Below are 13,997 nucleotides of genomic sequence, written 5' to 3' on the forward strand. Positions count from 1 at the left end.
AGGGCGACCCGCCCCTCCACACGGCAAAGAAGGGCCGGTTACGAAAGCAGCGGGTCGATGATCGCCGACAGTTCCGCAATCGACAACGCTCCGGGATATCTGCCCCCATCGATGAAGAAGGTTGGGGTCGAGTCCACTCCGAAATCCTTGGCGCCTCGCTCGCGCACCGCCCTCACTTCGTCCAGAAGCTTCTGGTCAGTCAAGCAGGCCTCGAAGGACTCCTGTGAAAAACCGGCCAATTTGGAGATCTGGAGCAGCGCATCCCTGGCATTTTCGGCTGCGGCCCAGTTCCGCTGCTGCTTGAACAGCACGTCCACCATCGCGAAATAGTTGTCGTTGGAGCAGCGCGCCAGCATGAAACCCGCCTCGGCGCGTGGATCGAAGGGGAACTCGCGCAGGATCAGCCGAACCTTGCCGGTATCAATGTATCTGGTCTTGAGCTCCGGCAGGGTCGTCTCATGGAAATGCGCGCAGTGCGGGCAGGTCATCGAGGCATATTCGACGATGGTGACGGGCGCGTCCTCCTTGCCGAGGCTCTTCTCAGGCAGCGCGCCTGCTTCCAGGAGCTTGGCCATGTCGACGGTTCCCGCCGGCTTCGGCGCATTGACGGCCGGCGCGGCGGGAGTGGCCGCATCGGCCGGCTTTGAAGTCTCCGCCTTGGCCTCCTCCGTGGAATCGCTGCACGCGGCAAGCATCAGCGCCGTCGGAAGCACGACCAGCGAGGTCAGAACGGACCGGCGCGGAATGGAACGGATCATCGAATCACCTGGCGAATGAGGAATCTTGCGGTCAAAAGGCACACAAAGGCGAGAGTTGGCGCGAAATAAGGCATGGCCCGATGCAAGCCAACAACGCAAAGAGCCGCAGGCGATCAATTTCACGCGAGAAATCGTCGGCTACGGTCGTTTCTTCGCGCTCAGGATCGTCGTGCCGAGGCGCTCCAGGGCCGCGCGCAGACCGTCGTCCTCGATCTTCGCGACCGTGCCGGCGACGCGTTTCTTCTCCAGTTCCGACAACGGTCGCAGCCGCGGCCTCGGCTTGTCCGGCCCCGTGTTCACCGGCTTCTGCACGATCCTGATGCGGCCGATCGCGGCGAAGCCGAGGAAGGCGTTGACCCGGCTGACGATCTCGTTCGTCTCGTGCTGGACATGGAGCGCCGCCGCGCCCTCGCATGCGATGACCAGCACGGCCGGCTCGAAAGGGTCGTCGTCGTCGAGCCGCCGCGGCCAGACGATCTTCTCGGGACGAGTGCGGCCGGCGAGCCGAGGTCCAACGATTTCCTCCCAGGATTGCACGAGACCGACCGAAATTCCGGCGCGCTTGCGCAGCACCGGATCGAGTATCTCGGTGGCGACATCGCTTACGGGCTTGGGATTGCCGCCCGGCCGTTTCCCTGTCATGACCGGTCCCCTGTCAATTCCTGCTTCCCGCATCGATCAGCCACCGCTCGATGGTAGCCGCAACACGATCCGAATACACTCCCCAAAGCGACGGCATGGCAGCACGCCTGCTCGCCTGGTACGACAAGCACCATCGTGACTTGCCGTGGCGCACGCCGCCGCGTGCTGCGGCGGCCGGCAAGCGGCCCGACCCTTATCGCGTATGGCTGTCGGAAATCATGCTGCAACAAACGACCGTGGAGGCGGTCAAGCCCTATTTCCGTGCCTTCCTCGACAGATGGCCCAACGCGGCGTCGTTGGCCGCGGCCGACCAGGAGGAGGTGCTGCGGGCCTGGGCCGGCCTCGGCTACTATTCCAGGGCCCGCAATCTCAAGAAATGCGCAGACCAGCTGGCGGCGAACCACGGCGGCCGCTTTCCCGACACGGAAGCCGGGTTGCGCGACCTGCCCGGCATAGGCGACTACACCGCCGCCGCGATCGCGGCGATCGCCTTCGACCGGCCCGCGGCGGTCGTCGACGGCAATGTCGAGCGCGTCGTGACGAGGCTCTACGCCATAGCCACGCCGTTGCCGGAGGCCAAGCGGGAGATACGGGCGATTGTAGGCGATCTCGTGCCCGCCGCCCGCCCGGGCGACTTCGCGCAGGCAATGATGGACCTCGGCGCCACGATCTGCACGCCGCGCCGTCCCTCATGCATGCTCTGCCCGCTCAACGCCGGCTGTGCCGCGCTGGGAGCGGGCGACCCCGAGTTCTATCCGGTCAAGGCGCCGAAGGCGGAGAGGCCGCAGCGTCACGGCGCGGCCTTCGTCGCCATCGGCAAAGGCGGCACCATCCTGCTGCGCAAGCGCCCGGAGAGCGGGCTGCTCGGCGGCATGAGCGAGGTGCCGACGACGGGCTGGACGGCACGCAACGACGGCGATACGAGCAGCAGAGAGGCTCCCTTTCCCGCCGAGTGGCGAAAAGCGGGAAGCATTTCGCATGTCTTCACGCATTTCGCGCTGGAGCTCGTGGTCTACCGGGCAGAGGCCGGCGACCGCGCGGCGCCGGCCGGGCACCGCTGGGCGAGACTGGCGGATATCCACGACGAGGCGCTGCCCACTGTCATGAAAAAGGCAATCGAGGCTGCGATATCGGGCGCGACCAAAACCTCCCGAAGCATCAAGAGGAGTTCATGACCGATATCCGTCACATCGTGTTCGACATCGGCCGCGTGCTGATCCACTACGATCCAGACCTGCCCTTCAGCCGGCTGATCCCCGATCCCGACGAACGGCGCTGGTTCTTCGACAATGTCTGCACCCACGACTGGAATGTGGAGCAGGATCGCGGCCGCACCTGGGAGGAAGCCGAAAGCCTGCTCATCTCCGATCATCCGGCGCATGAGGAGAACATCCGCAACTTCCGCCGGCACTGGCACGAGATGGTGCCTCATGCCTATGAGGACAGCGTCGCGGTGATGCTCGAACTGATCGATGCCGGCCATGACGTCACGATGCTGACCAATTTCGCCTCCGACACATTCGTCGAAGCCCGGCAGCGCTTTCCGTTCCTCGACCGGCCGCGCGGGGTGACCGTGTCGGGCGAGGTGCGCATGATCAAGCCGGATCGCGGTATCTACGACCACCACATGGCGAGCTTCGACCTCGACCCGGCCGCCACGATCTTCATCGACGACAGCCAGAAGAATGTCGACGGCGCCAGGCACGCCGGCTGGCAGGCTGTGCTGTTCCAGGACGCGAAAACGCTGGAGGCGGACCTCGCGCGTTTCGGGATCAGGCCGTGACCGGAGGGGCCGGCCTCTGAAATCAATCGCACTGGATATTGGCACATCCAGTGAAGGTGGATGCCGTTCATCCGCGGGATCTCGATCGCCAGCGAGGCCTATCCGGGCCGCTCGATTTTCGCGCCAACGGGGTTGGGCCGCGCGATCGCGCGCTCCAACGGTCAATTTCCCCGTCCGTTGGGCGCAGTCCTCGCTTACGCGCCGGCCCGCTCCATGCCGACACGGACGATGCGGCGCAACTCGTCGATCTGGGTGAGACCGCCGTTCCGTTCATAGTGCCAGAACGTCCAGCCGTTGCAGGCGTCGAGCCCCTGCACGGCGGCGCCCACCTTGTGGATCGACCCGACCGCGTCGCCGGCGGCCAGCGTGCCGTCGGCACGAACGGTCGCCGACCATCGCTTCCTGGCGTCGTAAAGACGGGTGCCGGGAGCCATCAGGCCGCTGTCGATCAGGCTGACGAAGGCCACCCTCGGCTCGGCCCGCTTCCCGGAAATGACGGCGAGTTCCGCGGCCTGCAGCGGCTTGACGGCGGCGATACGCTCGGCGGCCGCGTCGATATAGGCCTGCTCGCGTTCGATGCCAACGAAATGGCGGCCGAGGCGTTTTGCAACGGCACCGGTGGTTCCCGAGCCGAAGAACGGATCGAGCACGACGTCGCCCGGACGCGTCGACGCCATCATGACCCGGGCGAGCAGCGCCTCCGGCTTCTGGGTCGGGTGCAGCTTGTTACCGTTGCCGTCCTTCAGCCGTTCCGAGCCGGTGCAGATCGGGAACAGCCAGTCGGAACGCATCTGGACGTCGTCATTGGCCGCCTTCATGGCCTCGTAGTTGAAGGTGTAGCCCTTGGCCTGCCGATCGCGGGACGCCCAGATCATGGTCTCGTGTGCGTTCTGGAAACGGCGCCCCCGGAAATTCGGCATCGGGTTGGTCTTGCGCCAGACCACGTCGTTGAGGATCCAGAATCCGAGATCCTGCATCGTGGCGCCGACACGGAAGATGTTGTGATAGGAACCGATGACCCAGATCGTGCCGCTGGGTTTCAGCACGCGGCGAACCGCCAGCATCCAGGCGCGGGTGAAGGCGTCGTAGGCCTCGAAGCTGTCGAAGCGGTCCCATTCGTCGTCGACGGCATCGACCTTCGACTGGTCCGGACGATGCAGTTCCCCGTCGAGCTGAAGATTGTATGGCGGGTCGGCGAAGACCACGTCGACCGACTTCTCGGGAAGCCTTTCCAACGCGGCGACGCAATCCCCCTTCAGGATCGTGTCGAGCCAGGCCGGCTGTGCGGAAACGGCGGAAAGTTCGTCGGCAAGACGCAGGGCAGACATGCGGGATACCCAGGTTACGCGTTACGGTTTACGTCCCGTTATGGTTACCGGACTGGGTAAAGATTTGGTGAAACGGGCCTGCCAATTTGCGGTCGGCGTGATCATCGTGTATTCCGCCGGCCTTGCCGCATGAAGCGTCGCCGATCCGCCGGCGCCCACACCTCCCGGAACGTCATGACCCAGATCGACCTTGTCATTTTCGATTGCGACGGCGTGCTCGTCGATTCCGAAATCATCGCCGCCCGTGTCGAAGCGGAACTCCTGACCGAGGCGGGCTATCCGATCTCGGCCGAGGAACTGGCCGAGACCTATGCCGGCCTGACCTTCAAGGACATCCTGCTGCGGGTCGAGGAGAAGGCGCAGATTCCGCTGCAGTCCTCCCTGATCGACAAGGCCGAAAAGGTCAACGATCACCGCCTCGCCAACGAAGTGCTGGCGATCGAGGGCGTGCACGAAGCGGTGGCGGCCCTCACCACGCCGCGCTGCATCTGCTCCAATTCGAGCGCCCATCGGCTCGATGCGATGCTGACCAGGACACGGCTGAAGCCTTTCTTCGATGGTCGGATCTACTCGGCCAAGGAGACCCCCAGCCGACGGACGAAGCCGGCGCCCGACGTCTTTCTCCACGCGGCGCAGACGCTCGGCGCCAACCCCGAGAAGACCTTCGTCATCGAGGATTCCGTACACGGCATCCACGGCGCCAAGGCCGCCGGCATGCGGGTGATCGGCTTCACCGGCGCATCGCACAGCTATCCCGGCCATGCGGATGCCCTGACCGATGCGGGGGCGGAGACGGTGATCCGGCGCTGGACCGAATTCAAGGGCACGCTGGCCGCGCTTTCGGAATGGTCCGACGCCTGAGGTCGTCGGACCCTGAATGCTTCCTATGGCGAGGAGATTTGCAGCCCGGGCTCTTGAGTTCCGGGGGCGTTGCCGCTAAATGCGGCTCACCAGGCCGGGCCCCTCTGGCAGTTCGCTGAACTGTGATGTCGGACTGGATGTCCAATCGGGTGGCCTGGCGCAATGGAACTTCGTCGATCCTAGATCTATCCGGCCGGCTTCGCATATGGCGGTGAGCGCGCCGCGTTTGCCGCCGGCCGGCGATTGATGCTTTCCGCTGCACTCGGCACCCCTTTCCGTTCGAAAGTGGGAGCTACATGAGCGAACTTCTAACCACAGAAGCCTTTTTCGCCCTCCTCCAGGTCATCATGATCGATCTCGTCCTGGCGGGAGACAACGCAATCGTCATCGGCCTTGCGGCCGCCGGCCTCCCCAAGGAGCAGCGCGCAAAGGCCATCCTCATCGGCGTCATCGCGGCGACCGTGCTGCGCGTGATCTTCGCCATGGCCACGACGCAGTTGCTGCAGGTCGTGGGTCTGCTGCTCGCCGGCGGCATCCTCCTTCTTTGGGTCTGCTGGAAGATGTGGCGCGAGTTGCGCATCAGCCATGCGGAGGAGATGCAGGGCGAGGAGGCGCTGGAAGGCCGGGATCTCGACAACGACGGCAAGATCGCCGGAACCGCACCGCGCAAAACCTTCGCGCAGGCGGCCTGGCAGATCGTCATCGCCGACGTGTCGATGTCGCTCGACAACGTGCTCGCGGTCGCGGGTGCGGCGCGCGACCACATGGTGATCATGGCATTCGGCCTGATCCTGTCGATCGCGCTGATGGGCGTCGCCGCGACTTTCATCGCCCGGCTGCTTCAGCGTCATCGCTGGATCGCCTATGTCGGCCTCGCCATCATCTTCTACGTCGCCGTGGAGATGATCTATCGGGGTGCGCTCGAAGTGGCGCCGCTCGTTTCGGGCTGACGCCCCGAATCGCCCGGGCCCGGGCTCGTTTCGCGCCCGGCCAGAGTGCTTTCCCATCGGCTGTCTGTCTGCCGGCCCGGCTGACGACGGCCGAAGCTGAGGAAGCTGCTACTTCTTCTTCGCCGGCGGACCTTCGTCATAGCCGGCGAAGACCTGGACGGAACCAGGCTGCGGCTCGGGAATGACGACGTTGGGATCATTGAAGACGAACTGGGTGGCGCCCGACTTGTCGCCGACAGTCACCTGATGTTGGTGCAGCTTGCTGTAGAGTACCTCGTCGCCCCGCACCACGGCGACGCGGATCGGCATGGTGATGGTTCCAGGCGCGCCGGCCGGCCCCGTGACGATCTTGCCCGCCGCCGCGACATTGATGGTCATCATGCCGTTGCTGCGCGTGCAGCTTCGCGTCACATCCGTGATCGCCGCCTGGTAGGCGAGCTTGGTTGGATCGTCCTGCCCGCCTTTGGCATAAGTCCTGTAATAGGCCGTCCCGTCGCGCAGGATCACCCCCGGGCAGTAAGCCCGCAATTCACTTTCGAGGATCTTTTCCTGAGGAGGTTTCGGCGCATCCGCATTGGAGCCGGGAGCGACGCTGGATTGGCAGCCGGCGGCGACCAGGATAAAGCCGGCAAAGGCGAAACCGGCAATAAATTGCTTCTGGTTCAAAAAAGTCCCCACTTCACTTCCCTGTCGAGAGCGGGCCGTCTATAGCAACCGCGCGGCAAAAATGCGACTGACGGGAGCCAGTTTTTCGGAAGCGCCGACGCTTTGCTGCAACGGACAGGTGACGATGCGATATGTCAGCACACGGGGCGACGCTCCGGATCTGGGCTTCTCGGACGCGCTGCTTACGGGCCTGGCCCGCGACGGCGGGCTGTATGTGCCCAGGGAATGGCCGAGCTTCACGGCGGCCGATATTCGTGCGATGCGCGGCCTCTCCTACCCCGACCTCGCAGCGAGGCTCCTGACGCCCTTCGTCGGCGGCGAGATCGAGGAACGGAAGTTCGCCGGTATCATCGCCGAGGCCTATGCCACCTTCCGGCACGACGCGGTATGCCCCATCGTCCAGACAGGTCCCAACCAGTTCATCCTCGAGCTCTTCCACGGCCCGACGCTCGCCTTCAAGGACGTGGCGATGCAACTCCTGGCCCGGCTCATGGACCATGTGCTGGCCGAGCAGGGCAAGCGCGCCACGATCGTCGGCGCAACCTCTGGCGACACCGGCGGGGCGGCGATCGAAGCCTTCGCGGGCCGCGACCGCACCGACATTTTCATCCTCTTTCCGCATGGCCGCGTGTCACCCGTCCAGCAGCGGCAAATGACGAGTTCGAAGGCCGGAAACGTCCAGACGCTCGCGATCGAAGGCGACTTCGACGACTGCCAGGCACTGGTGAAGGACATGTTCAACGACCACGGCTTCCGCGACCATGTCGCGCTGGCCGGCGTCAACTCCATCAACTGGGCACGCATCATGGCCCAGATCGTCTATTATTTCTCCTCGGCGCTTTCGCTCGGAGCCCCCGACCGCGCCGTTTCCTTCACCGTGCCGACCGGCAATTTCGGCGACATCTTCGCCGGCTACGCCGCCAGGCGCATGGGCCTGCCGGTCGAGCGACTGGTCATCGCCACCAACGACAACGACATTCTTGCCCGCACGCTCGCCAGCGGCAGCTACGAGACGCGCGGCGTGGTCGCCACGACATCTCCGTCGATGGACATACAGGTCTCGTCCAATTTCGAGAGGCTGTTGTTCGAAGCCTCGGGACGCGACGCCGCGACGGTGAGACGTTACATGGCGGGTCTGAAGCAGTCCGGAGCCTTCACCCTCGATGCCCCGGTTCTGGCGGCCATCCGGAACGAGTTCGCGGCCGGGCGCGCCTCGGTCGAGGAAACGGCGGCGGCGATTCGCGGCACACTCGACGGGACCGGCTATCTCCTGGATCCTCATACCGCGACCGGCGTCCATGTCGCCCGCTCTCATGGCGGGTCCGCCACGCCCATGGTCGTGCTCGCGACCGCCCATCCGGCCAAGTTTCCCGCGGCTGTCGAAGCCGCCTGCGGCGTCTCCCCCGCCCTGCCCGCGTGGCTCGGTGACCTGATGGCGCGCGAGGAAAAATTCACGGTGCTTCCATCGGAGCTAAAAATGGTGGAAGATCACATAAACCGCCATGCGCGGGCAGTGCGTTAGGGAGTAGTGCCTATATGGGTGTTGAGGTAAGCCGCCTGTCGAACGGCCTCACAGTCGCCACCGAAACCCTTTCTCATATCGAATCCGTTGCACTCGGCGTGTGGGTCAAGTCCGGCTCGCGCAACGAACGCGAGGACGAGCACGGCATCGCCCATCTGCTCGAGCACATGGCGTTCAAGGGAACCGCGCGTCGGAGCGCCTGGCAGATCGCCTCGGAGATCGAAAATGTCGGCGGCGAGATCAACGCCGCGACGAGCGTCGAGACGACATCCTTCTATGCCCGCGTTCTGTCCGAAGACGTTCCGCTCGCCATCGACATCCTGGCCGACATCCTGACCGAATCGCGGTTCGATCCGGAAGAGCTCGAACGCGAGCAACATGTCATCCTGCAGGAGATCGGTGCCGCGCACGATACGCCCGACGACATCGTCTTCGATCGCTTCACCGAGACCGCTTTTCGCCACCAGACGCTCGGCCGTTCCATCCTCGGCACGCCCGAGACCGTGAAATCCTTCACTTCGCAGCAGCTCCGTTCCTTCATGGACCGCCAGTACGGCGCCGACCGGATGGTGGTCGTGGCTGCCGGCGACATCAAGCACGACGCCTTCGTTCGCGAGGTCGAGAAACGGCTGGGATCGTTCCGCGCGAAGGCCGATAGCGCCATCCCTCAATATGCCAACTATGTCGGTGGCGACTACCGTGAGAACCGCGACCTGATGGACGCGCAGATCGTGCTCGGCTTCGAGGGCCGGGCCTATCATGTGCGCGACTTCTATGCCTCGCAGGTGCTTTCGATGATCCTCGGCGGCGGAATGTCGTCCCGCCTGTTCCAGGAAGTGCGCGAGAAGCGCGGCCTCTGTTACTCCGTCTACGCCTTCCATTGGGGCTTCTCGGATACCGGCATCTTCGGAATCCATGCCGCGACGGGACAGAGCGACATCTCCAAGCTTGTTCCCGTCATTGTCTCCGAGCTGCAGAAAACCAGCGAGACGATCACGATGGAGGAACTGAACCGGGCCCGCGCGCAGTATCGTGCGGGCCTCGTCATGTCGGCGGAGAGCGCGGCGAGCCGCGCCTCGCAGATCGCACGGCAGCTTCTTCTGTTCGGCCGGCCGATCCCGATGGCGGAATTGGTCGAGCGCCTTTCCAATCTCACCATCGAGCGGCTGACGGACCTGTCGTCGCGCCTGTTCTCGACCAAGCCAACTGTGGCCGCGGTCGGGCCGGTCGGTGCGCTCGCCGCCTATGAGGCGATCCGAGACGCCCTGCCCAACGCCGATCCGGCCCTGCGCAAACTGGCCGTCTGATCCCACTTCCGGCCGATGCTGTCGCTCCCCTTCCTTCGCCGTGACACGCCGGCGCTCAAGGGAGATCGGGTGACGTTGCGGCTGCCGGTGGGGGCCGACTATCACGCCTGGGCGTCGTTGCGCCACGAAAGCCGCCGCTTCCTGGAGCCATGGGAGCCCCGCTGGTCGGCGGACGAGCTCGAGCGGAGCGCCTGGCGCCAGCGATTGCGGCGCTACCGGGAAGACTTCGCCCTCGGCTTGGCAGTCGCCTTCTTCATCTTCGACAACGAGACCGGGGGCCTCATCGGCGGCATCACGCTCGGCAACATCCGCCATGGCGTCGCTCAATCCGGCCAGATCGGCTATTGGGTGGGTGAGCGTCACGCCGGCAAGGGCTATATGCTGGAGGCCATCCGGCTCGTCATCCCCTACGCCTTCGATACGCTGCGGTTGCACCGCATCGAGGCAGCCTGTATTCCGGAGAATGTCCGTTCTGCGCGTGTGCTTGAAAAAGCCGGATTCCGGCGCGAAGGGCTTCTGCGCTCCTACCTCAGGATCAACGGAACCTGGCAGGATCATCATCTTTATGCCCTGATCGCCGACGATCGGGGCGACACCAGACGAGGCTGAATTTTTGGCGATCTTCCTTCGGACGCGCATCCTGCTCGCGCTCGCCCTGGCGGCGATCGCCGCAGTCTGCGCCGTCTCCCCGGCTTCCGCGATCGAGCCGATCAAGATATCCCGCGACGACGTTGCGCTCGATCTCTCGGGCGCGGTCGAGATCTACCGGAACCAGGGCGAGAACTTCCAGGTTTCGACGGCTCCCGGCCCCGACGGCATCGTGAGACGCATCGAGGTCGAGGCCAACGACGCGCGCTCGACCGGCGACTGGGCGGTCTTTGCGCTCGCCAACACCACCGACCAGCAGCTCGACCGTCTGATCGTCGCGCCGCATTTCCGGCTCGTGAATTCCGGCCTGTTCTGGCCCGACCTGGGTTCGAGCCGCATCGCGGCGATCACGCCCAGCGAAGGCTTCGCGCTCGACCGGCAGGCGAGCCCGGACGCCGACGTCTTCCTCGTCACCATCAATCCCGGCGCGGTGATCACCTTCGTCGCCGAACTTGCCTCGCCCAAGCTGCCGCAGGTCTATCTATGGGACCCCGAGCCCTATAAGGATACGGTCAATTCCTACACGCTGTTCCGCGGCATCGTGATCGGCATCGCCGGGCTTCTGGCGCTGTTCCTCACCATCCTTTTCGTGGTGAAGGGAACCTCCATGTTCCCGGCCACCGCCGCGCTCGCCTGGGCGGTGCTCGCCTATATCTGTATCGACTTCGGTTTCCTCAACAAGGTCATCGAGATATCGCCCGGCAGCGAGCAGCTGTGGCGGGCCGGAACGGAAGTGGCGCTCGCCGGCACCTTCGTGGTGTTCCTGTTCACCTATCTCAACCTCAATCGCTGGCACGGCCATTTCAGCTACGGCGCGCTCGCCTGGATACTGGGCCTGTTCCTGATCGCCGGCGTGGCGGTCATAGACCCCGCCGTCGCGGCCGGCATCGCACGCCTGTCCTTCGCGGCCACGGCAGTGATCGGGCTCGGCCTGATCGTCTATCTCGGCACGCAAGGCTACGACCGCGCGATCATGCTGGTGCCAAGCTGGCTGATGGTGCTGGTGTGGCTCGGCGGGTCGTGGATGGCGGTGACAGGCATGCTCGACAACGACGTCGTCCAGCCGGCCCTCGGCGGGGGGCTGATCCTGATCATCCTCCTGATTGGCTTCACGGTGATGCAGCACGCCTTCGCGGGCGGCGCGCTGCACCAGGGCCTGTTCAGCGACATGGAGCGCCAGGCTTTGGCGATCACCGGCTCGGGCGACATCGTCTGGGACTGGGATGTGCTGCGCGACCGCGTGGTGACCCGGCCCGACGTCAGTCTGCAGCTCGGCCTCGCCGCCAATGCCCTCACCGGGCCGGCGCGCAACTGGCTGCCCGTGCTCCACAGCGACGACCGCGACACATTCCGCACGACTCTGGACGTGGTGCTGGAGCATCGCCGCGGCCGCGTTTCCCAGAACTTCCGGCTGCGCGGCTCCGACGGCCACTATCACTGGTTCTCGCTGCGCGCCCGCCCCGTGGTCGGGTCCGACGGCGAAGTGATCCGCTGCGTGGGCACGCTTGTCGACGTGACGGAGCAGAAGAAGGCCGAGGAACGGCTGCTGCACGATGCCGTCCACGATAATCTGACGGGGCTGCCCAACCGGGAGCTGTTCCTCAACAGGCTCGACGGCATGATCGCCATCGCCCGCTCCGAGGAAAGGCTGCGGCCGACTGTCTTCGTCGTCGACATCGACCGCTTCAAGCAGGTCAATGACGGCCTCGGCATTTCCGCAGGCGACACGATCCTGCTCACCATCGCAAGGCGCCTGCACCGCCTGCTGAAACCGCGTGACGCGCTGTCGAGGCTCGCGGGCGACCAGTTCGCCATGATGCTGCTGTCCGAGCAGGATCCGGCACGCATTGCGGCGGTGGCCGACGCGGTCAAGCAGGCGATCCGCGCGCCGATCACCTTCGCCAAGCGCGAGATCGTGCTCACCGCTTCCATCGGCCTGCTCACCTGGACGGATTCGCAGTCGACCGCCGACGACATGATCAAGGACGCGCAGCTCGCCATGCATCAGGCGAAGCGCTTCGGCGGCGATCGCATCGAGCCTTTCCGGCCGGCCTTCCGGTCCGTGGGGACCGACCGGCTCCAGCTCGAATCCGACCTGCGGCGGGCGATCGAACGCAAGGAGCTCACGCTGGCCTATCAGCCGATCGTGCGCCTCGAAGACCGCAGCATCGCCGGTTTCGAAGCGCTGATCCGATGGGATCATCCACGGCGGGGGCTGATCCCTCCGTCGGATTTCATTCCGGTCGCCGAGAATTGCGACCTGATCGTGCCGCTCGGCCTGTTCGTCATGCAAAGGGCCGCCGAGGATTTGTCGAATTGGCAGCGCCAGATCGGCGACGTGCCCCTGTCCATGTCGGTCAATCTTTCGAGCCGACAGCTCATCCGCCGCGACCTTGTCAGCGATGTGCGCTCGGTCGTCGCCCGCGCCGGCATCAAGCCGCGCTGCTTCCGCCTCGAACTGACCGAATCCCTCGTGATGGACAATCCGGAACAGTCGGCCCATGTGCTCGCCAAGCTGAAGCAGCTCGGCATAGGCCTGTCGCTCGACGATTTCGGCACCGGCTACTCGTCGCTCTCCTATCTGACGCGCTTCCCCTTCGACACGATCAAGATCGACAAGAGCTTCCTGGACGACAGCACGCCCAAGCGCGACGTGCTGCTGAAATCCATGATCAACATGGCGCACGAGCTCGGCCTCTCGGTCGTGGCCGAGGGCATTTCAGACGAGCACGACGCTCTGCAGCTCAGGCAGATAGGCTGCGAATATGCGCAGAGCTACATGTTCGGCGCGCCCATGGCGGGCGACGCGGCGCTCAAGACGCTGAAGGAACAGTATCCGCTGGCTCAGGCGTGACCGGCGCTGTGGCTCAGCCGCGTCGGATCGATGCCGATCGAGGCGAGGATCCGGTCATATTTGCGCTCGATGTCGGTATCGAACAGGAGATCGATGTCCGCCGGGCAGGTGAGCCAGCCATTGTCGGCAATCTCGCTCTCCAGCTGCCCCGCACCCCAGCCCGCATAGCCGAGGGCCATCAGCGCATGGCGCGGGCCGCGCCCGGCGGAGATCGCACGCAATATGTCGACCGTTGCCGTCAGGCAGACGTCTTCCGAGACGGGCATAGAGGATTCGACGGTATAGTCGTCCGAATGCAGCACGAAGCCCCGGCTGCGATCGACCGGACCGCCGTTGCGGATCATGAAGTCCCGTGTCTTGGACGGCAGCCGGATCGCCTCCTGTTCGTCCATGATGCCGAGCTGGACGAGGAGGTCCGGAAAGCGCATCTGCTGGACCTGGTTGATGATCAGCCCCATCGCGCCTTCCTCGCTATGGGCGCAGACATAGATGACCGAACGCGCGAATCGATCATCCTTCATGCCGGGCATGGCGATGAGGAACTGATCATCGAGGAAGCCGCGATTCGACACGGCCCTTTTTCGCCGCAGGAGATCCATTGGAGAAAGGTAACGCTTTTTTCCCGCCGTTGAAAGATGGGTTTCGGCCCGGAAGGGCCCCAGCCTCACGCAAAAATGA

The 13,997-nt window shown here is 64.8% G+C and carries 13 protein-coding genes; 8 read left to right on the forward strand and 5 right to left on the reverse strand.

From position 1 onward, the window contains the following. Window positions 1–38: 38 nt before the first annotated feature. Together JN280_RS30210 and JN280_RS30215 are read right to left on the reverse strand one after the other, a co-directional pair. Entirely contained in the window at window positions 39–758 is a 720-nt protein-coding gene (locus JN280_RS30210; protein ID WP_202307747.1) for a DsbA family protein, read from the reverse strand. Between the two features lie 138 nt (window positions 759–896). After that, a complete protein-coding gene (locus tag JN280_RS30215; RefSeq protein ID WP_202307748.1) occupies window positions 897–1,400 on the reverse strand; it encodes a DUF721 domain-containing protein in 504 nt (167 codons plus the stop codon). Window positions 1,401–1,450: 50 nt separating this feature from the next. Here JN280_RS30215 and mutY point away from each other — a divergent pair, with 50 nt between their 5' ends. Together mutY and JN280_RS30225 are read left to right on the forward strand one after the other, a co-directional pair. Continuing rightward, entirely contained in the window at window positions 1,451–2,575 is a 1,125-nt protein-coding gene (gene mutY / locus JN280_RS30220) for an A/G-specific adenine glycosylase (RefSeq protein WP_202307749.1), read from the forward strand. Next, window positions 2,572–3,183: an HAD family hydrolase gene (locus tag JN280_RS30225; RefSeq protein WP_202307750.1), complete on the forward strand. Its 612-nt coding sequence runs from the start codon at window positions 2,572–2,574 to the stop codon at window positions 3,181–3,183. Before mutY ends, JN280_RS30225 begins: the two co-directional genes overlap by 4 nt. A 194-nt stretch (window positions 3,184–3,377) precedes the next feature. Here the strand turns inward: JN280_RS30225 and JN280_RS30230 are convergent, their stop codons facing one another. After that, on the reverse strand, window positions 3,378–4,511 hold the full coding sequence (locus JN280_RS30230) for a site-specific DNA-methyltransferase (protein ID WP_202307751.1): 1,134 nt from the start codon (window positions 4,509–4,511) through the stop codon (window positions 3,378–3,380). 174 nt (window positions 4,512–4,685) lie between these two features. On the opposite strand from JN280_RS30230, the gene JN280_RS30235 reads away from it, so the two are divergent. After that, window positions 4,686–5,372 (forward strand): HAD family hydrolase, encoded by a 687-nt coding sequence (locus JN280_RS30235; RefSeq protein ID WP_202307752.1) that lies wholly within the window; start codon window positions 4,686–4,688, stop codon window positions 5,370–5,372. 296 nt (window positions 5,373–5,668) lie between these two features. Next, complete coding sequence (locus JN280_RS30240) at window positions 5,669–6,322, forward strand: TerC family protein (RefSeq protein ID WP_202307754.1); 654 nt, start codon at window positions 5,669–5,671, stop codon at window positions 6,320–6,322. A gap of 108 nt (window positions 6,323–6,430) precedes the next feature. On the opposite strand, the gene JN280_RS30245 is transcribed toward JN280_RS30240, so the two are convergent. Further along, window positions 6,431–6,988, reverse strand: coding sequence for a hypothetical protein (locus JN280_RS30245; protein ID WP_244742269.1), 558 nt, complete (start codon window positions 6,986–6,988; stop codon window positions 6,431–6,433). A gap of 124 nt (window positions 6,989–7,112) precedes the next feature. On the opposite strand from JN280_RS30245, the gene thrC reads away from it, so the two are divergent. The 4 genes from thrC to JN280_RS30265 are packed head-to-tail and all read left to right on the forward strand — an operon-like array spanning window position 7,113 to window position 13,319. Beyond that, window positions 7,113–8,510: a threonine synthase gene (gene thrC / locus JN280_RS30250; protein WP_202307757.1), complete on the forward strand. Its 1,398-nt coding sequence runs from the start codon at window positions 7,113–7,115 to the stop codon at window positions 8,508–8,510. A gap of 14 nt (window positions 8,511–8,524) precedes the next feature. Next, window positions 8,525–9,817: a M16 family metallopeptidase gene (locus tag JN280_RS30255; protein WP_202307758.1), complete on the forward strand. Its 1,293-nt coding sequence runs from the start codon at window positions 8,525–8,527 to the stop codon at window positions 9,815–9,817. A gap of 15 nt (window positions 9,818–9,832) precedes the next feature. Next, window positions 9,833–10,426: a GNAT family N-acetyltransferase gene (locus JN280_RS30260; protein WP_202307759.1), complete on the forward strand. Its 594-nt coding sequence runs from the start codon at window positions 9,833–9,835 to the stop codon at window positions 10,424–10,426. A gap of 4 nt (window positions 10,427–10,430) precedes the next feature. Further along, window positions 10,431–13,319 carry an EAL domain-containing protein gene (locus JN280_RS30265; protein ID WP_202307760.1) on the forward strand — a complete coding sequence of 963 codons (2,889 nt, stop codon included), beginning with the start codon at window positions 10,431–10,433 and terminating at the stop codon, window positions 13,317–13,319. On the opposite strand, the gene JN280_RS30270 is transcribed toward JN280_RS30265, so the two are convergent. After that, window positions 13,310–13,918 (reverse strand): YqgE/AlgH family protein, encoded by a 609-nt coding sequence (locus tag JN280_RS30270; RefSeq protein WP_202307761.1) that lies wholly within the window; start codon window positions 13,916–13,918, stop codon window positions 13,310–13,312. The two genes, JN280_RS30265 and JN280_RS30270, sit on opposite strands and share 10 nt — an antisense overlap. Window positions 13,919–13,997 lie beyond the last annotated feature (79 nt).

It is taken from the genome of Mesorhizobium sp. L-8-10, from assembly GCF_016756635.1.
In the GTDB taxonomy this organism is placed as follows: domain Bacteria; phylum Pseudomonadota; class Alphaproteobacteria; order Rhizobiales; family Rhizobiaceae.